Origin of the sequence: Citrobacter sp. Marseille-Q3906, assembly GCF_916618775.1 — a bacterium.
Taxonomy (GTDB): Bacteria; Pseudomonadota; Gammaproteobacteria; order Enterobacterales; family Enterobacteriaceae; genus Citrobacter; species Citrobacter murliniae.
This window is the reverse complement of record NZ_CAKAKA010000001.1, coordinates 98,111-116,880: the sequence shown is the minus strand read 5'-3', so window position 1 is coordinate 116,880 and position 18,770 is coordinate 98,111. Positions and strand designations below refer to the sequence as shown.

Annotated in this window: 15 protein-coding genes; 9 read left to right on the top strand and 6 right to left on the bottom strand. The window is 49.5% G+C overall.

Going from position 1 to position 18,770, the window contains the following annotated elements:
• Nucleotides 1-17: 17 nt before the first annotated feature.
• The 5 genes from LG384_RS00560 to ompL all read left to right on the top strand — a co-directional run bounded on the left by LG384_RS00560 (nt 18) and on the right by ompL (nt 6,600).
• Nucleotides 18-860: an aldose-1-epimerase gene (locus LG384_RS00560; RefSeq protein WP_225760325.1), complete on the top strand. Its 843-nt coding sequence runs from the start codon at nt 18-20 to the stop codon at nt 858-860.
• Nucleotides 861-908: 48 nt separating this feature from the next.
• Nucleotides 909-2,945, top strand: a complete 2,037-nt coding sequence (locus LG384_RS00555) for an alpha-glucosidase (RefSeq protein ID WP_225760324.1) — start codon at nt 909-911, stop codon at nt 2,943-2,945.
• Between the two features lie 45 nt (nt 2,946-2,990).
• Nucleotides 2,991-4,373 (top strand): MFS transporter, encoded by a 1,383-nt coding sequence (locus LG384_RS00550; RefSeq protein WP_225760323.1) that lies wholly within the window; start codon nt 2,991-2,993, stop codon nt 4,371-4,373.
• 46 nt (nt 4,374-4,419) lie between these two features.
• Nucleotides 4,420-5,841, top strand: a complete 1,422-nt coding sequence (locus LG384_RS00545; protein WP_225760322.1) for an MFS transporter — start codon at nt 4,420-4,422, stop codon at nt 5,839-5,841.
• 66 nt (nt 5,842-5,907) lie between these two features.
• Nucleotides 5,908-6,600 (top strand): porin OmpL, encoded by a 693-nt coding sequence (gene ompL / locus LG384_RS00540; protein WP_225760321.1) that lies wholly within the window; start codon nt 5,908-5,910, stop codon nt 6,598-6,600.
• Between the two features lie 71 nt (nt 6,601-6,671).
• Here ompL and LG384_RS00535 read toward each other — a convergent pair whose 3' ends face one another.
• The 4 genes from LG384_RS00535 to typA all read right to left on the bottom strand — a co-directional run bounded on the left by LG384_RS00535 (nt 6,672) and on the right by typA (nt 11,802).
• Nucleotides 6,672-7,937 carry an MFS transporter gene (locus LG384_RS00535; protein ID WP_225760320.1) on the bottom strand — a complete coding sequence of 422 codons (1,266 nt, stop codon included), beginning with the start codon at nt 7,935-7,937 and terminating at the stop codon, nt 6,672-6,674.
• A 100-nt stretch (nt 7,938-8,037) separates the two neighbouring features.
• The gene (locus LG384_RS00530; protein WP_225760319.1) at nt 8,038-9,018 is read right to left on the bottom strand and encodes a sugar phosphate isomerase/epimerase; all 981 of its coding nucleotides are present in this window, start codon (nt 9,016-9,018) and stop codon (nt 8,038-8,040) included.
• Nucleotides 9,019-9,026: 8 nt separating this feature from the next.
• Complete coding sequence (locus tag LG384_RS00525; RefSeq protein ID WP_048223332.1) at nt 9,027-9,737, bottom strand: GntR family transcriptional regulator; 711 nt, start codon at nt 9,735-9,737, stop codon at nt 9,027-9,029.
• Nucleotides 9,738-9,978: 241 nt separating this feature from the next.
• Nucleotides 9,979-11,802: a ribosome-dependent GTPase TypA gene (typA, locus tag LG384_RS00520; protein ID WP_045449198.1), complete on the bottom strand. Its 1,824-nt coding sequence runs from the start codon at nt 11,800-11,802 to the stop codon at nt 9,979-9,981.
• Between the two features lie 380 nt (nt 11,803-12,182).
• On the opposite strand from typA, the gene glnA reads away from it, so the two are divergent.
• From glnA to LG384_RS00500, 4 genes are all read left to right on the top strand, one after another.
• On the top strand, nt 12,183-13,592 hold the full coding sequence (glnA, locus tag LG384_RS00515) for a glutamate--ammonia ligase (protein WP_045449196.1): 1,410 nt from the start codon (nt 12,183-12,185) through the stop codon (nt 13,590-13,592).
• Between the two features lie 273 nt (nt 13,593-13,865).
• Nucleotides 13,866-14,915, top strand: coding sequence for a nitrogen regulation protein NR(II) (glnL, locus tag LG384_RS00510; protein ID WP_045449194.1), 1,050 nt, complete (start codon nt 13,866-13,868; stop codon nt 14,913-14,915).
• An 11-nt stretch (nt 14,916-14,926) separates the two neighbouring features.
• Entirely contained in the window at nt 14,927-16,336 is a 1,410-nt protein-coding gene (glnG, locus tag LG384_RS00505) for a nitrogen regulation protein NR(I) (protein WP_045449862.1), read from the top strand.
• A gap of 112 nt (nt 16,337-16,448) precedes the next feature.
• Entirely contained in the window at nt 16,449-16,559 is a 111-nt protein-coding gene (locus tag LG384_RS00500) for a YshB family small membrane protein (protein ID WP_096758886.1), read from the top strand.
• 90 nt (nt 16,560-16,649) lie between these two features.
• Here LG384_RS00500 and hemN read toward each other — a convergent pair whose 3' ends face one another.
• Nucleotides 16,650-18,023: an oxygen-independent coproporphyrinogen III oxidase gene (gene hemN, locus LG384_RS00495; protein WP_200012953.1), complete on the bottom strand. Its 1,374-nt coding sequence runs from the start codon at nt 18,021-18,023 to the stop codon at nt 16,650-16,652.
• 188 nt (nt 18,024-18,211) lie between these two features.
• Complete coding sequence (gene yihI / locus LG384_RS00490) at nt 18,212-18,721, bottom strand: Der GTPase-activating protein YihI (RefSeq protein WP_240703920.1); 510 nt, start codon at nt 18,719-18,721, stop codon at nt 18,212-18,214.
• Nucleotides 18,722-18,770 lie beyond the last annotated feature (49 nt).

The window sequence follows — 18,770 nt, the reverse complement described above, 5'->3', positions numbered from 1 at the left end:
TCACGAGGATAGCAGCCATGCACAGCGGCGGAAAAACCATTCATCTTAAGGCAGGTCACTACCAGGCGGTAATCGTCACGGTAGGTGCGGGTTTGGCTGAACTAACGCACCATGCTCGTCATGTCGTCATTCCGCATAAGCCGGATGAGATGCCACTGGCCCATCTGGGAAAAGTCCTTATTCCCTGGCCAAATCGCGTGACGGATGGCTGCTATCGATACAACAGCAAGACGCTTCAACTTGCTGTTAACGACCCTGTTTCGCATACCGCCATTCATGGGTTGCTAGCATGGCGGGACTGGCAAATTAACCATCAGTCGGCATCAGAAGTGTCGCTGACTGTTTTTCTGCCGCCCTCCTATGGTTATCCCTTTGCGCTGATGTCAGAGGTGATTTACCGACTGGATGCCACCAGCGGACTGCACGTTTCTATTTGTACACAGAATGTGGGTGATGAAACGGCCCCTTATGGTGCAGGAGCGCACCCCTATTTGACCTGTAACCTTCAACACATCGACAGCTGCGAATTAACACTTCCGGCTAGTGAGGTAGTCCACGGCGAATTGAATTTTTCTGTGCCACGCATCGTAGCAAGTACTGCTATCGACCATACGTTCAAAAGCGCTTTATCCCCAGAGGAATGGGAAGTCAGGATGAGCAGCCATTCACAAAAAATGTCCACCTTTCTACGCAGCAACCAGCCCTGGCTACAGGTGTATACGGGCGAAAAATTAGCAAGGAGAGGCTTGGCAGTAGAACCCATGACCTGCCCACCCGACGCCTTTAATTCCGGGATTAGCCTGATTCATCTCGCCCCCGGAGAGAAACATCAACTGAATTTTTTAATCGGCAGTGAATAACCGATTTCCGACAGATTACCGAATTACCCTATTTTTACGGAGACTATAATGAATTCGCTACAACAACGGTCAACCGCATTAGAGCTCGCCACGTTTCAGGATGGCTTTACTCTCACCTGGCAAAATCGCCTAATTTTACGTCACAGCACAGAAACCCCTTGCCTGTGGATTGGGGCTGGCGTTGCCGATATCGATATGTTTCGTGGCAATTTCAGTATTAAAGACAAACTCAATGAGAAGATTGCACTCACGGATGTAACGGTCAGCAAATCACCTGAAGGCTGGCTGGTGCATTTCAGCCGCGGCGGTGCCATCAACGCCACCTTGCAAATCTCCACTGATGAACAAGGCCGCCTGAAGCTGGATCTGCATAACGACGATCTTAACCACAACCGTATTTGGTTACGTCTGGCCGCCACCCCGGAAGACCATGTCTACGGCTGCGGCGAACAGTTCTCTTACTTTGATTTACGCGGCAAGCCGTTCCCGCTGTGGACCAGCGAACAGGGTGTAGGCCGCAACAAAAATAGCTATGTCACCTGGCAGGCAGACTGCAAAGAGAATGCGGGTGGCGACTATTACTGGACCTTCTTCCCGCAGCCAACCTTCATCAGCACACAAAAATACTACTGCCATGTTGATAACAGCTGTTATATGAATTTCGATTTCAGCGCGCCGGAATACCACGAACTGGCATTGTGGGAAGACAAAACCACTCTGCGCTTTGAATGCGCTGACACCTACATCTCCTTGTTGGAAAAACTGACCGCATTGTTAGGCCGTCAGCCGGAACTGCCGGACTGGATTTACGACGGCGTCACGCTGGGTATTCAAGGCGGGACCGAAGTTTGCCAGAACAAACTGGACACCATGCGTAACGCAGGCGTGAAGGTAAACGGCATCTGGGCACAGGACTGGTCCGGGATCCGCATGACCTCGTTTGGCAAACGCGTGATGTGGAACTGGAAGTGGAACAGCGACAACTACCCGCAGTTGGATAATCGGATTAAGCAGTGGAAAGACGAAGGCGTGCAGTTCCTCTCTTATATCAACCCTTACGTCGCCAGCGATAAAGAGCTCTGCGCCGAGGCCGCGGCACGTGGATATCTGGCAAAAGATGCTTCTGGTGATGACTACCTGGTTGAGTTTGGCGAGTTTTACGGTGGCGTGGTCGATCTGACCAACCCCGAAGCCTACGACTGGTTCAAAGAAGTGATCAAAAAGAACATGATTGAACTCGGCTGTGGCGGCTGGATGGCGGATTTTGGCGAATATCTGCCAACTGATACGTATCTGCACAATGGCGTCAGCGCTGAGATCATGCATAACGCCTGGCCCGCACTGTGGGCGAAGTGTAACTACGAAGCACTACAGGAAACGGGTAAGCTCGGCGAGATCTTGTTCTTTATGCGTGCGGGTTATACCGGCAGCCAGAAATACTCCACCATGATGTGGGCAGGTGACCAGAACGTTGACTGGAGCCTCGACGATGGTCTGGCCTCGGTCGTACCTGCCGCCCTGTCTCTGGCGATGACCGGCCACGGTCTGCACCATAGCGATATCGGCGGTTATACCACGCTGTTTGATATGAAACGCACGAAAGAGCTGCTGCTGCGCTGGTGTGACTTCAGCGCTTTCACCCCAATGATGCGCACCCACGAAGGCAACCGCCCTGGCGATAACTGGCAATTTGATGGTGACGCAGAGACTATCGCCCACTTTGCCCGCATGACGACGGTTTTCACCACTCTGAAACCGTATCTCAAGCAGGCCGTTGCGCAGAACGCCGCCACCGGTCTGCCTGTGATGCGCCCACTCTTTCTGCATTACGAAGACGATGCAACAACCTACACCCTGAAATACCAGTACTTGTTGGGGCAGGATCTGCTGGTGGCACCGGTTCACGAACAGGGTCGGAACGACTGGACGCTGTATCTACCAGAGGATAGCTGGGTCAACGTCTGGACAGGGGAAACTCACAATGGCGGCGAATTAACCGTTGATGCGCCAATTGGCAAGCCTCCGGTCTTTTATCGCGCGAAGAGTGAGTGGGCGTCACTGTTTGCAACTTTACGCAACATCTAATCAGGCTCGCCCGTGGGGAAACTCGCGGGCAAATGAGGGATAATCATGAGTCAGAATACAGCCAATCCGGCAACCCTACGTTTACCTTTTAAAGAAAAACTCGCCTATGGGATGGGTGATTTAGGTTCGAATATCCTACTGGACATTGGTACGCTCTATTTACTCAAATTTTATACCGATGTTCTTGGTTTACCTGGTACTTACGGCGGGATCATTTTCCTTATAGCCAAGTTTTTTACCGCGTTTACCGACATGGGTACCGGAATCATGCTCGATTCACGGCGAAAAATTGGTCCGAAAGGTAAATTCCGTCCATTCGTGCTCTATGCCGCTTTCCCGGTCACGCTTTTAGCCATTGCTAACTTTGTCGGCACACCGTTTGAAGTAACCGGTAAAACGGTGATGGCGACGGTACTGTTTATGCTGTACGGACTGTTCTTCAGTATGATGAACTGCTCTTACGGCGCGATGGTTCCCGCGATTACTAAAAACCCGGATGAACGCGCTTCGCTTGCCGCCTGGCGTCAGGGTGGAGCCACGCTTGGCTTGCTGCTGTGTACAGTCGGTTTTGTCCCGGTGATGAACCTCATCGAAGGTAACTCGCAGCTGGGCTACATCTTCGCCGCCACGCTGTTCTCCTTGTTCGGGCTGCTATTTATGTGGCTCTGCTATGCAGGGGTTAAAGAACGCTATGTGGAAGTTAAACCAGCAGACAGTGCGCAAAAACCGGGATTATTGCAATCTTTTCGCGCCATCGCCGGTAATCGCCCGCTGTTTATTCTGTGCATTGCCAACCTCTGCACGCTTGGCGCGTTCAACGTCAAACTGGCGATCCAGGTCTATTACACTCAGTACGTATTAAACGACCCGATCCTGCTCTCCTGGATGGGCTTTTTCAGCATGGGCTGTATCTTCATTGGCGTGTTTTTGATGCCAGGGATGGTCAGGCGCTTTGGTAAGAAAAAGGTCTACATTGGTGGCCTGCTGATTTGGGTAGTGGGTGATCTGCTCAACTATTTCTTTGGCGGCGGCTCGGTCAGTTTTGTTGCGTTCTCCTGCCTGGCCTTCTTTGGTTCGGCGTTTGTAAACAGCCTGAACTGGGCACTGGTCTCCGATACGGTGGAATACGGTGAATGGCGTACCGGCGTGCGTTCTGAAGGAACGGTATACACTGGTTTCACCTTTTTCCGTAAAGTCTCGCAGGCGCTGGCCGGCTTCTTCCCCGGTTGGATGCTGACACAGATCGGCTACGTACCCAACGTAGTGCAATCGGCGGGTACCGTTGAGGGTTTGCGTCAGCTGATCTTTATTTATCCGTGTGCTCTGGCAGTCATCACCATCGTGGCAATGGGCTGCTTCTACAACCTTAACGAGAAGATGTATGTCCGCATCGTTGAAGAGATTGAAGCACGTAAACAACCCGTTTGATAATAATAATGAATAGCGCCCTACGGGGCGTTATTAAGGAGCGATTATGTCTGACCATGATCCGCTAACGCTAAAACTGAGCCTGCGTGAAAAATTCGCCTACGGAGTGGGTGACTTCGGCTCAAATTTGATGCTGTGTATCGGTACGCTGTATCTGCTTAAATTTTATACCGATGAACTTGGGATGCCTGCATATTACGGTGGAATCATCTTTCTGGTGGCAAAGTTCTTCACCGCTTTCACCGATATGCTGACCGGCGTGTTGCTGGACTCGCGCCGCAGTATTGGCGCAAAAGGAAAATTCAGGCCCTTTATTTTATATGCGTCGTTTCCTGTCGCATTGGTTGCTAGCGCGCAGTTTTTAGCAACCGATTTTACGCTGACGGTGAAAACAGGGCTGGCAACGGTACTATTTATGCTGTTTGGCCTGTTCTATAGTCTGATGAACTGCTCTTACGGAGCAATGGTTCCCGCTATCACTAAAAATCCACATGAGCGCGCGCAGCTTGCTGCCTGGCGTCAGGGCGGCGCAACTGTCGGCTTGCTACTGTGTACCGTTGGTTTCATGCCTATTCAGGCGCTTTTTACCAGCTCTCCTTCGCTGGGGTATCTGATTGCCGCGCTGATCTTCTCTGTCTGCGGTTTGTTCAGTATGTGGTGGTGCTTTAGCGGCGTGAAAGAGCGCTATATCGAGATCGTGCCAGACCAGCATAAGCCCAGCATTCTCAAATCGTTTCGCGCGATTTTCCGTAACCCTCCCCTGTTGGTATTGTGCATCGCCAATTTATGTACTCTGGCAGCATTCAATATCAAACTGGCGATTCAGGTCTATTACACCCAGTACGTGCTCAACGATATCCATCTGCTGTCATGGATGGGTTTTTTCAGTATGGGCTGTATTCTGGTCGGTGTGCTGTTGGTTCCCACAACAGTGAAGCGCTTCGGCAAAAAGCAGGTTTACCTCGGAGGGCTAGCGCTATGGGCTATCGGCGATATCCTGAACTTTATCTGGGGCAGTACATCGTTTTTATTTGTCACTTTCTCGTGCATGGCATTCTTTGGTACCGCCTTTGTTAACAGCCTGAACTGGGCACTGGTCCCGGATACGGTTGATTATGGTGAATGGAAAACGGGGATTCGTGCCGAGGGATCGGTCTATACGGGTTACACCTTTTCGCGAAAAGTTTCCGCTGCGCTTGCCGGATTCCTGCCAGGCATTATGCTGACGCAAATCGGCTATGTCCCCAACATAGTCCAGAGTGACACCACCTTGCTCGGTTTGCGTCAGCTTATTTTTCTCTGGCCCTGCGGACTTGCCATTATTGCCGCTCTCACTATGGGCTTCTTTTATAAGCTCAACGAAACACGCTTCGCTTTCATTATTGAGGAAATTAACCAGCGGAAGAAAAATATCATTCAGCCAAAGTCTGTTAGCAACGAAAAAAACGCCTCTATTGTAAACGTATAAAAATAATAGCCGCTTATTCCATCTCAATGGATGGCGGCCTCCCTACGCTTAAAAAATGGATTTACTATGAAAAAATTACACACAATAGTTCTGTTAACCTCTGTTTTCTCCACATCTGTTTTTGCAGGAGCCTATGTAGAGAACCGGGAAGCATATAATCTGGCATCCGATCAACAAGAAATTATGTTACGCGTCGGCTATAATTCAGATATGGGTGCTGGCATCATGCTGACCAACACTTATACCCTACAGCGTGATGATGAATTAAAACACGGCTATAATGAAATAGAGGGGTGGTATCCATTATTCAAACCAACGGATAAACTCACAATCCAACCTGGAGGACTGATAAATGATAAAAGTATTGGCTCTGGTGGGGCGGTATATCTGGATGTGAACTATAAGTTCACGCCATGGTTTAACCTTACTGTACGTAATAGGTATAACCATAATAACTACAGCTCAACCGATCTAAATGGTGATTTGGATAATAATGATAGCTATGAAATAGGTAACTACTGGAACTTCAGTATCACTGATAAATTCTCTTATACATTTGAGCCACACTACTTTTATAACGTAAATGATTTTAACAGTAGCAATGGAACGAAGCATCACTGGGAAATTACTAATACATTCAAGTATAGAATCAACGAACATTGGCTGCCCTATCTTGAATTACGCTGGTTAGATCGTAATGTGGAACCCTATCATCGGGAACAGAACCAGATTCGTATTGGGGCAAAGTATTTCTTCTGAGTACCTTCAATTGTGATAAAAAAGCCGCTGATAATCAGCGGCTTTTTCGTATTCTTCGATATCGAAGCCTGTTACGCCTCTGCAGTTTCCAGCATTTTCTTGCGCTGGCTAATCCGTTTAACCAGCATCACGGAGACAATCGCACCGCAGAAGGCAAAGCACGCCATAATGCCAAACACGATTTTGTAGCCGATAAGACCCGGGTTTAAATCCAAAATATATCCGTACAGACTGAAGCAGAACATCGCCGGGGCGTAACCGATAAAGCTGCCCAGCGCCATTGCAGCGCCCGTCTGGTTCTCGGCAATTTTAGCTTCACCAATCGGGGCAAAGAAAACAGCGCGCTGCGTAAAGACGATCGCACCGAAGCCCAGTGTACACACCATGCCTAAATAAACCGGCATACTTTCATGCGGCAGAATCATCAGCAACACCAGAGCTACCGTGCTAATCATGAACGTATAGCATAAGTATTTACTGGGTGATTTCAGGATCTTATCCGAGATCATCCCGCCAATCGGGCCACCGACCATTTTCAGACAGTACTGGTTAATAATCCCATAAGCCCCCACCAGCGCGACCGGCAGCATATAGATGTTTTTCAGGAACGGGATGAAGAATGTTAATCCACAATAGACGGCATACACAAAGAAGACGTTGAAGGCGATTAGCCAAATGGTTTTATCCTTCAATACCGATGCCATGCTGGGATTTTTCGGCGCATCTTCTGCATCCTGCACTTTTGCCACAGGCGCATCTTCTTTATCATTCAGCACAAAGAAGATAATGATCCCCACGATAATCACGATGGCAGAGTAGAACCAGATACCGGCTTTGAATCCCAGCAACCCGCTACCGAACCAGGTAAAGACGGCCAGCGCGGAAAATGCGACAACCGTATCAACAATACCGCGGCCCGTTTCGAAGAAACCAAACAATCGACCCTGTTGTTCACTATTCCCCAGACGGCTAACAGATTTTAATAGCACTGGCCAGTTCATCATGTCACAGGTGACGCCAAACAGCGCCCAGACAAAGAGGATCCCCCAATAGCCAGGCATAGAGGTCAAATAGACCCCCAACAATCCCGTGGCAATAAGAGAAAAAGACATGGTGTATTTACGTGGCAATTTATCTGCAAAATAAATAGATAAGAAAAAGCCCACGGTAGTCACAAATGAGTTCACTGACATTGCATTACCAATTTGACCATTGGTCAAATGGAAGTATTCTTGCATCGGAATATAGAACGCATCTTTCAGTGAAGGTAATTTGTAGATTGTACCGCCGCACAGCGTTAACAGGCTAAAAAGTGCCCATTTCTTTTTTGTGAGCATAGCATCCCCTAAATGATTATTTAAATCATTTGTTTTGAAAATAACAATATGACCATTCCCCTGGAATGGTTTAAGCAACCTAAAAAGAAACGAAGATTTTTTAATTAGTTAGAATATCATGTGCCTCATTTTTAATTTGTTGTAGCACGCTACGCACAAATTTTAATTGTTGAATAGCATCGTTTTTTTCTTTAATTAGACGTTCTTCCAGAAGATCAGCTGCAGGCAACGGTGTTTCACTCATTTGGCGCCATGGGATCCATGGATTATCACCTTCATTTTCAAAACGAAACGCTGGAGCATAATAATCAACTTCCTCTTCCAGTCCGTAAGCCATTACCTGTGGCTTATCATCACCTAAACAGATCAGTTTGGTCAGTAGCGCCTTAAATGGCATATCTCCCTGGCCCGATGTACAGGCTTTGTGGCCCAGCCCCGCTTTTTCATTAATGATTAACGCATCTTTAATATGCACCTGAGTAATGTGCGGTGACATCGTTTCTAGCGCTGTTAACGGATGTTCATTCGCATTGATCATATTTGCGAAATCAAAGAGTAAAGAGAGTGACTCCATATCGCTGTTCTGAATTAATGACACTAATTCATGGCTCTTCAAGTCTTCATGCTGTTCTAACGTAAATGTCAGTCCGCTATCCTGATATCTTTCACGCAAATATTTGATATCTTGAGTTATTGTTGCAAGAACATCCTGAAGATTTCCTTCGTAGCGTGGATAAAATCTTACGGAAGAGGCACCTGCTTTTAAGGCAATAGAGACGGCCTGGTCAATGGCCTTTTTATCAGAGGAGCTGGTTTCAATATGAATATCCAGCTGCAACTTACGCGCTTTATCACCAAATGCTGACAGCTCATTGTCATTCATATTTTCCAGAGAATAACGCTCACCATCAAGAACGTGAATTTTCACGCCGCGCAGATTATTTTCATTAGCAATATCTAATAAATCATTCGGTAATATTCGCTCAAGACGCATATTTAAATGATAAGCATACGCGTGTAGATATAGGGGAAGGTTATCTACACGAGCCAGGATTTTATGTGCATTATCTTTAGTGACCATAAACGTACCTACAAGTTAATGAAGAGATCAACTGCTTCAAATCGCCAATACTCAATATCTATTTGCACGATGTTGCCATCGCTGTCGGCCCGATGTTTTTCAATAAGAATGGCAGGCATTCCAGCAGAGCCGCCAATAAATTTACTAATATCACCGGCCATTCTGACAGGTTTAAAAACCAGTTTTTTGATTACCGTTTCTTTTTTATATTCGTTTTCCCACACTGAAGAAAATGACTGACTTTCAAGCTGTTCAATAAAACCCGGAGCAACCTTGGGATTAATATACGTTTCGTGATAGAAAACCTTATGCCCTTCCAGTGCTCCCCAACCCGTTATCCGATACAGTTCATCAGACGGCGTAGCAGCTACCAGCGGAGCGGTAGCTTCAGGATAGTGAGATACCCGGCTTTTCTCGATAAATCCCCAGGAAGGCTCTCTGCCCTGCTCAAGCGCTGCGCGCTGAAAGCTTGCCGATAATTCCGGGCTGTAGTTAAAACGAGCCTGTGTGACAAACCATCCTTTGCGGTCTTTACGAAAGATTTTGGATTCAGACTCGAGGTTTAATAACGCCTGACGTAACGTCATACGCTTGATACCCAACAGCTCTCCCAGTTCTCTTTCTGAAGGGAGTTTTCCGCCCGGTGTGGTGATCCCATCTTTTAACCAACGATCTAACTTCTCTTTCGCATTTTCAACGGTCGACTGATTACTCGTCATTGTTTAATCCATTTGGTTTAAACCAGATGGTTTTATCATACGCTGCCGTCGAAAAAGAAAGCAAACACACGCATCGAGCTTTAGAAATAATTGTGACAAAGCTCTCTTATGGCAGGAATCTGAAGTGGAAGTGGTTAAGACGGCAGGCAGGGATTAAGCGTAACTCTCACCTGATTCCAGGAATAACAGGCAAAAAAAAACCCCACCAGTAGGCGGGGTCTTGTCACGAAAAGAGCGTTAATTACTCTTCTTTCGCGCCACGCATTGCACGGCGACGATCGTTTTCGGTCAGGTGACGTTTACGGATACGGATGGAAGTTGGAGTAACTTCTACCAGCTCGTCGTCATCGATGAATTCCAGAGCCTGCTCCAGAGTCATCTTAACCGGCGGAACCAGAACCGTTGCTTCGTCAGTACCAGACGCACGCATGTTGGTCAGTTTCTTACCGGTCAGGCAGTTTACAGTCAGGTCGTTAGAGCGGCTGTGAATACCGATGATCTGGCCTTCGTAAACTTCAGCACCGTGACCCAGGAACAGCTTACCGCGATCCTGCAGGCTGAACAGTGCGAACGCAACTGCTTTACCCTGACCGTTGGAGATCAGTACGCCGTTCTGACGCTGTCCAACATCACCCGCACGAACATCGTCGTAATGGCTGAAGGTGGAGTACAGCAGGCCAGTACCAGAGGTCATGGTCATGAATTCTGAACGGAAACCGATCAGACCACGGCTTGGGATCACGTAGTCAAGACGTACGCGGCCCTTACCATCTGGATTCATGTTTTTCAGGTCGCCTTTACGCTCACCCAGAGCCTGCATCACAGAACCCTGGTGCTGCTCTTCAACGTCCAGCGTGACGTTTTCGAACGGCTCTTGTTTACGGCCGTCGATTTCGCGGAAGATAACTTTCGGACGGGAAACCGCCATTTCGAAACCTTCACGACGCATGTTCTCGATCAGAACTGACAGGTGCAGCTCACCACGACCGGATACACGGAATGCATCCGCATCTTCGGTTTCTTCAACACGCAGTGCCACGTTGTGCACCAGCTCTTTGTTCAGGCGGTCAAGGATCTGACGAGAGGTAACATATTTACCTTCTTTGCCACAGAACGGAGAGGTGTTTACGCAGAAGAACATGGTTACGGTCGGCTCATCAACAGACAGTGCCGGCAGCGCTTCGACATTTTGCGGGTCGCAAATAGTGTCAGAGATGTTCAGCTCGCCCAGACCGGTGATCGCGATGATATCGCCCGCTTCAGCAATGTCACTCTCAATACGTTCCAGACCCAGATGGGTCAGGACCTTACCGACTTTACCGTTACGAGTTTTGCCTTCGCTATCAATGATAGTGATCTGCTGGTTCGGTTTAACTTTACCGCGTTTGATACGACCGATGCCGATAACACCAACATAGTTGTTGTAATCAAGCTGAGAGATCTGCATCTGCAGCGGGCCATCAAGGTCAACGTTCGGTGCTGGTACACGATCGATGATGGTCTGATACAGCGGAGTCATATCTTCAGCCATATCTTCGTGATCCAGACCCGCGATACCGTTCAGCGCAGAAGCGTAAACGATAGGGAAGTCCAGCTGTTCGTCGGTAGCATCAAGGTTAACGAACAGGTCAAATACCTGATCAACAACCCAGTCAGGACGCGCGCCCGGACGGTCAACTTTGTTGATAACAACGATTGGTTTCAGGCCATGGGCAAAGGCTTTTTTGGTCACGAAGCGCGTCTGCGGCATCGGACCATCCATTGCATCAACGACCAGCAGTACGGAGTCTACCATGGACATTACACGTTCAACTTCACCACCGAAGTCGGCGTGCCCAGGGGTATCAACGATGTTGATACGGTAGTCATTCCATTTGATAGCGGTGTTTTTAGCGAGGATGGTAATCCCACGCTCTTTCTCCAAATCGTTGGAGTCCATCACGCGCTCTTGGGTTTCAGCACGTGCATCGAACGTACCGGATTGTTGGAGCAGCTTGTCTACCAGGGTGGTTTTACCATGGTCTACGTGCGCGATGATGGCGATGTTACGCAAATTTTCGATCACAACTTTGCCTCAGGCATTTTAGAAATAGCGCGTTATTGTACACGGATTAATCGCAGTACAAAACAGGATCACAAACATCCTCCGCAAACAAGTATTGCAGAGTTTCTTTGTGATCACATTCACGGAGCGTTAAAAGGGGTATTTTGATGTCCATTGCACCAATATGGTGCTTAATGTTCACATTAAAGCACTATAATGGTGCAATACAACATTCATGGTGCAGCCCCTTTGCACGATGGTGCGCATGATAACGCCTTTTAGGGGCAATTTAAAAGTTGGCACAGATTTCGCTTTATATTTTTTACGGCGACACGGCCAATTTTTTGCAGAATTGTAGACTTCGTTACCACGACGACAATGACCAATCCGGGAGAGTAAGTATGTCCGCTGAACACGTTTTGACGATGCTGAATGAACACGAAGTGAAGTTTGTTGATTTACGCTTCACCGATACTAAAGGTAAAGAACAGCACGTCACTATTCCTGCTCATCAGGTAAATGCCGAATTCTTTGAAGAAGGCAAAATGTTTGACGGCTCCTCAATCGGTGGCTGGAAAGGCATTAACGAATCAGACATGGTTCTGATGCCAGATGCTTCTACTGCTCTCATTGACCCGTTCTTTGAAGAGTCTACTCTGATCATCCGTTGCGATATCCTGGAACCAGGTACGCTGCAAGGTTATGACCGCGACCCGCGTTCTATTGCTAAACGTGCTGAAGAATACCTGCGCGCTACCGGCATCGCAGACACCGTTCTGTTCGGGCCAGAGCCAGAATTCTTCCTGTTTGATGACATCCGTTTCGGCGCATCCATCTCCGGTTCCCACGTCGCTATCGATGACATCGAAGGTGCCTGGAACTCCTCCACCAAATATGAAGGTGGTAACAAAGGTCACCGTCCTGGCGTGAAAGGCGGTTATTTCCCGGTTCCTCCGGTTGATTCCTCCCAGGACATCCGTTCTACCATGTGTCTGATCATGGAAGAGATGGGCCTGGTTGTTGAAGCGCATCACCACGAAGTGGCGACTGCGGGTCAGAACGAAATTGCTACCCGCTTTAACACCATGACCAAAAAAGCGGACGAAATTCAGATCTACAAATATGTGGTTCACAACGTTGCACACCGTTTCGGTAAAACAGCGACCTTTATGCCAAAACCAATGTTTGGCGATAACGGTTCCGGTATGCACTGCCACATGTCCCTGTCCAAGAACGGCGTAAACCTGTTCTCTGGCGACAAATATGCTGGTCTGTCTGAGCAGGCGCTGTTCTACATCGGTGGTGTTATCAAACACGCGAAAGCAATTAACGCCCTGGCAAACCCGACCACCAACTCCTACAAGCGTCTGGTCCCGGGTTACGAAGCACCGGTAATGCTGGCTTACTCTGCCCGTAACCGTTCTGCATCTATCCGTATTCCGGTAGTCGCCTCTCCGAAAGCACGTCGTATCGAAGTGCGTTTCCCGGACCCAGCGGCTAACCCGTACCTGTGCTTCGCCGCGCTGCTGATGGCTGGCCTTGACGGTATCAAGAACAAAATCCATCCTGGCGAAGCCATGGATAAAAACCTGTATGACCTGCCGCCAGAAGAAGCGAAAGAGATCCCACAGGTTGCTGGCTCTCTGGAAGAAGCACTGAAAGAACTGGATCTTGACCGCGAGTTCCTGACTGCAGGTGGCGTATTCACCAATGAAGCGATTGACGCGTACATTGCACTGCGTCGCGAAGAAGATGACCGCGTACGCATGACGCCGCACCCGGTAGAGTTCGAGCTGTACTACAGCGTTTAACCGTATCTTAATAATCCGACGAATTTCACGTTGCGGCAAAGCGGCAACTGAGCAAATCCCCAGGAGCATAGATAGCTATGTGAGTGGGGTGAGCGAAGGTAGCTAACGCAGCAGCGACGTGGAAGGCGCCAGGAGTTTTTTAGTTGCCGTGGAACTTTTAGCCCATCACACGATGGGCTTTTTTCTCCACCAACAACCTGATCCTTCGCGCTTTTTCTAAGTAAAAAGCTATAATGCACTAAATTGGTGCAACCTTTTTCAGGAGACTGCTGAATGGCAACCGGCACGCTGCCCGATGCTGGGCAGATCCTCAATTCGTTAATCAACAGCATTTTACTTGTCGATGATGAGCTGGCGGTACATTACGCCAACCCCGCGGCACAGCAGCTGCTCGCCCAAAGTTCTCGTAAACTGTTTGGTACACCGCTTCCTGATCTGCTGAGCTATTTCTCTTTGAACATCGGACTGATGCGAGAGAGCCTGGAAGCTGGCCAGGGCTTTACAGACAACGAAGTGACGCTGGTAATAGACAGCCACTCACATATCCTCTCAGTAACCGCTCAGAGGCTTCCTGACGGCCTTATCCTACTGGAGATGGCCCCAATGGATAACCAGCGCCGTCTGAGTCAGGAGCAGCTCCAGCATGCTCAACAAATTGCGGCCCGCGATCTGGTACGCGGACTGGCGCACGAAATTAAAAACCCACTGGGCGGGCTACGTGGCGCTGCGCAACTTCTCAGTAAAGCACTCCCGGACCCGGCGCTGACAGAATATACCAAAGTCATTATTGAGCAGGCCGATCGCCTGCGTAATCTGGTTGACCGTTTGCTGGGTCCACAACAGCCAGGTATGCACGTTACGGAAAGTATTCACAAAGTGGCTGAACGCGTGGTAGCACTGGTCTCAATGGAACTACCGGAAAACGTCACGCTGATTCGTGATTACGACCCAAGTCTTCCAGAGCTGCTGCACGATCCAGATCAGATAGAGCAGGTTCTGTTGAATATCGTGCGCAATGCGCTACAGGCGTTAGGGCCAGAAGGTGGCGAGATTATTCTGCGAACCCGCACCGCTTTCCAGCTCACGCTACACGGTATGCGTTATCGCCTGGCTGCACGTATTGATGTTGAGGATAACGGTCCGGGTATTCCCCCTCACTTGCAGGATACGCTGTTCTACCCAATGGTCAGCGGTCGCGAGGGTGGTACCGGACTTGGATTATCCATCGCCCGTAATTTGATTGATCAACATTCCGGCAAAATTGAATTTACCAGTTGGCCGGGTCATACCGAGTTCTCGGTTTACCTGCCTATCAGGAAATAAAGGTGACGTTTATGCAACGAGGAATAGTCTGGGTAGTTGATGACGATAGTTCCATCCGTTGGGTGCTTGAACGTGCGCTCGCAGGGGCAGGACTTAGCTGCACGACATTTGAAAGTGGTAAAGAAGTGCTGGATGCGCTGGCCAGCAAAACGCCGGACGTGCTGTTATCGGATATCCGAATGCCGGGTATGGACGGCCTGACGCTGTTAAAACAGATCAAACAGCGCCATCCAATGCTTCCGGTCATCATAATGACGGCACATTCCGATCTGGATGCCGCCGTCAGCGCCTATCAGCAAGGGGCTTTCGATTATCTGCCTAAGCCTTTTGATATCGACGAGGCTGTTGCACTGGTCGAGCGCGCTATCAGCCATTATCAGGAACAGCAGCAACCGCGGAATATTCAGATCAACGGCCCGACGACCGATATCATCGGTGAAGCCCCCGCGATGCAGGATGTATTTCGCATTATTGGGCGGCTTTCCCGTTCTTCAATAAGCGTATTAATCAACGGTGAATCCGGGACAGGTAAAGAGCTGGTCGCCCACGCCCTGCACCGTCACAGTCCTCGCGTCAAAGCGCCTTTTATCGCACTTAATATGGCGGCTATCCCGAAGGATTTGATCGAATCTGAGCTGTTTGGCCATGAAAAAGGGGCGTTTACCGGTGCGAATACCATTCGTCAGGGGCGCTTCGAACAGGCCGACGGTGGCACACTTTTCCTCGACGAAATTGGTGATATGCCGCTGGATGTACAAACGCGGTTATTGCGCGTATTAGCCGACGGACAGTTTTACCGCGTTGGCGGCTATGCGCCAGTGAAGGTGGATGTACGTATCATCGCGGCGACACATCAGAATCTCGAACTGCGTGTGCAGGAAGGCAAGTTCCGTGAGGACTTATTCCATCGTCTGAACGTTATTCGCGTCCATTTGCCGCCGCTGCGTGAACGTCGGGAAGATATCCCCCGCCTGGCTCGTCATTTTCTACAGGACGCCGCCCGCGAACTGGGCGTCGAAGCCAAGCAATTACACCCCGAAACCGAAGCAGCGCTCACACGTCTTGCCTGGCCGGGGAACGTGCGCCAGCTTGAGAACACCTGCCGCTGGTTAACCGTAATGGCCGCCGGGCAGGAAGTGCTAATTCAGGACTTACCGGCTGAACTGTTTGAGGCCACAGTTCCAGATGCCCCTTCGCACTTGCAACCGGACAGCTGGGCAACCTTACTGGCACAGTGGGCTGACAGGGCATTACGTTCCGGTCATCAAAACTTACTGTCTGAGGCGCAACCTGAAATGGAACGTACGCTGTTAACCACTGCGCTACGCCATACCCAAGGGCACAAACAGGAAGCGGCACGCTTGTTAGGATGGGGGCGTAACACCTTGACGCGTAAATTAAAAGAGCTCGGAATGGAGTGACAATTTGTCACTGTGTAAAGATTGATAATTGAGCGCAAATTGCTGCTATTTTGTACTTTACTGTTCCGATGAGTTAAGTATGATCGTGCCCGGCAAACGGGGAGAAGTCATCATGCTGGAATCAATCATTAATCTTCTGTCGAGCGGTTCAGTAGAAAGCCATACGCCACAAACTGCGGTTGCCGCAGTGCTGTGTGCGGCGCTGGTTGGACTGTTTAGCTGAATGCGTGCCGGGTGGCGCTACCGCTTATCCAGCTTACAGGTTGTCACGACTTGTAGGCCCGGTAAGCGGTAGCGCCACCGGGCAACATCACTAAATCACCCGCGAGAACTGCTGTATCCGTGCTTTCTGACGCAAATAAGCATCAAAGCACATGCAGATATTACGGATCAGCAGGCGGCCTTTCGGCGTAACCTGAATCCCCTTCTGATTGACGTCCACCAGCCCATCTTCCGCCAGCGGTGCCAGCAGTTTCAGGTCTTCGGCAAAATATTCAATAAAGTTCAGCCCCCATTGCTGCTCCACGGCGGCGTAATCGAGGCGGAAGTTACAGATAAGCGCCTTAATAACGTCACGGCGAATGCAGTCATCACGGGTTAACGCGATCCCACGCCACAAAGCATCACCGCGCTCATCTACCTGCTGATAGTAAAGCTTCAGCTCTTTCTGGTTCTGTGCGTAACAGTCGCCAATCATACTGATGGCAGAAACACCCATCCCCAGCAGGTCAGTATCACCCTGGGTGGTGTAGCCCTGGAAATTACGATGCAGAACGCCTTCACGCTGCGCAACTGCCAGCTCATCATCCGGGCGGGCAAAGTGATCCATCCCAATGAACTGATAGCCAGTTTCGGTCAGTGAGGAGATGGTTTCCTGCAGAATATCCAGCTTCTGTTGCGCGCTGGGCAGATCAACATCTTTGATCTTGCGCTGGGCGGCAAAAAGCGTCGGCAGGTGCGCATAGTTAAAGACGCTCAGGCGGTCGGGATTCAGCTCTGCCACACGCTTCAGAGTGAAAGCAAAGCTCTCCGGCGTCTGTTTTGGCAGCCCGTAAATAAGGTCGATATTCGTCGAGGTAAAGCCAATATCACGCGCATGATTAAGCAGCGCAAAAATGAACTCCTCGTCCTGTTCGCGGTTCACCAGACGCTGAACTTCTTTGTTGAAGTCCTGCACACCCATGCTCAGGCGGTTAAACCCTTCTGCACGTAAATGATCAAGGACATCCAGCTCGATTTCACGTGGATCCACTTCGATCGAGATTTCGGCATCAGCGTTAAAGTGGAAGTTGTCACGTAACAACGTCATCAAACGGCTGATCTGTGCTTTATTCAAATAAGTGGGGGTGCCACCGCCCCAGTGCAGCTGGCTAACATGTCGTCCGGCAAACAACGGTGCACGATGAATAATTTCTTGTTCCAGCACATCCAGATATTGATCGGCTTTATGCTGCTGACGAGTCACAATTTTGTTGCAGCCACAGAAGTAGCACAGTTTGTGGCAAAACGGGATATGGACGTATAAAGAGAGTGGACGTTCAGGGTAACGTGCAACGGCCTGCGAAAACGCCTCTGCACCGTAGTCTTCAGAAAACTCCAGCGCGGTCGGGTACGAGGTATATCGTGGCCCGGAATAGTTATATTTCTGGATCAGGGCCAGATCCCAGTCTATTAGCTGTTCAGACATGCTCACTCCTTCCGATGGCGTTTCTGGCGAGTACGGCGTACCGGCTTAGTCCCATTGTGGGTGATAAGCCGGCTGCGCAGCCACTTTTGGCGCCGCGACAATCGCTGTAGTTTAACGAATAACCACACCAGATAACATATAACCGGAAGGGTTATAAGCAGGACAGGAAGGCCCACGGTACAAAACCGTTAGTTACCACCCTTCAGCAGGCGCATCATATCTTCCTGCTTTTCATCCTCTTCATCTTCCTCTTCGTCGTCATAGGAGAGGCCCAGCTTTTGCATCAGCTCATCAATGCGATCCAGTTTGGCATCAACCCATGCCTGATCTTCATCACTCAGGGTTTCTCCCGCTTCAAGACGTTCCAGCAGCGCATCCAGGCGCTCATCCGTTTCCAGTAAATCCAACTCAGCCTGTGGTGAAAGCATAGGTTTCTCACTCTTCGGTTTGTGCTGTTTGGTGACCTTTTCGGTCACACCCAATGCAATGGGGGTTTTACTGCCAATACGAGGATCTTTGTGCTTACTTTGGTTTCCGCCACCTGATGCGCCGTCACTACCGGTCGCACGGCTACCTGCCGCATGACCACGGTGTTTTTTCTGGCGTTTACGGTCACGGGCTTCCTGGTTAATCTCTTCGCGTGTTTTACGGCGCGCTTTTGCAGGACCTTTACCGCGTGGTGTAGAAGTTGGTTTCATCATGATTCGTCTTTGGCTGTTTTTATTCAGTATATAATTGCGCCGGAAT

What these genes read in the sequence shown, in the direction of transcription:
- LG384_RS00560 (WP_225760325.1), top strand. Translation starts at nt 18, where the DNA reads ATGCACAGCGGCGGAAAAACCATTCATCTTAAGGCAGGTCACTACCAG.
- LG384_RS00555 (WP_225760324.1), top strand. Translation starts at nt 909, where the DNA reads ATGAATTCGCTACAACAACGGTCAACCGCATTAGAGCTCGCCACGTTT.
- LG384_RS00550 (WP_225760323.1), top strand. Translation starts at nt 2,991, where the DNA reads ATGAGTCAGAATACAGCCAATCCGGCAACCCTACGTTTACCTTTTAAA.
- LG384_RS00545 (WP_225760322.1), top strand. Translation starts at nt 4,420, where the DNA reads ATGTCTGACCATGATCCGCTAACGCTAAAACTGAGCCTGCGTGAAAAA.
- ompL (WP_225760321.1), top strand. Translation starts at nt 5,908, where the DNA reads ATGAAAAAATTACACACAATAGTTCTGTTAACCTCTGTTTTCTCCACA.
- LG384_RS00535 (WP_225760320.1), bottom strand. Translation starts at nt 7,937, where the DNA reads ATGCTCACAAAAAAGAAATGGGCACTTTTTAGCCTGTTAACGCTGTGC.
- LG384_RS00530 (WP_225760319.1), bottom strand. Translation starts at nt 9,018, where the DNA reads ATGGTCACTAAAGATAATGCACATAAAATCCTGGCTCGTGTAGATAAC.
- LG384_RS00525 (WP_048223332.1), bottom strand. Translation starts at nt 9,737, where the DNA reads ATGACGAGTAATCAGTCGACCGTTGAAAATGCGAAAGAGAAGTTAGAT.
- glnA (WP_045449196.1), top strand. Translation starts at nt 12,183, where the DNA reads ATGTCCGCTGAACACGTTTTGACGATGCTGAATGAACACGAAGTGAAG.
- glnL (WP_045449194.1), top strand. Translation starts at nt 13,866, where the DNA reads ATGGCAACCGGCACGCTGCCCGATGCTGGGCAGATCCTCAATTCGTTA.
- glnG (WP_045449862.1), top strand. Translation starts at nt 14,927, where the DNA reads ATGCAACGAGGAATAGTCTGGGTAGTTGATGACGATAGTTCCATCCGT.
- LG384_RS00500 (WP_096758886.1), top strand. Translation starts at nt 16,449, where the DNA reads ATGCTGGAATCAATCATTAATCTTCTGTCGAGCGGTTCAGTAGAAAGC.
- hemN (WP_200012953.1), bottom strand. Translation starts at nt 18,023, where the DNA reads ATGTCTGAACAGCTAATAGACTGGGATCTGGCCCTGATCCAGAAATAT.
- yihI (WP_240703920.1), bottom strand. Translation starts at nt 18,721, where the DNA reads ATGAAACCAACTTCTACACCACGCGGTAAAGGTCCTGCAAAAGCGCGC.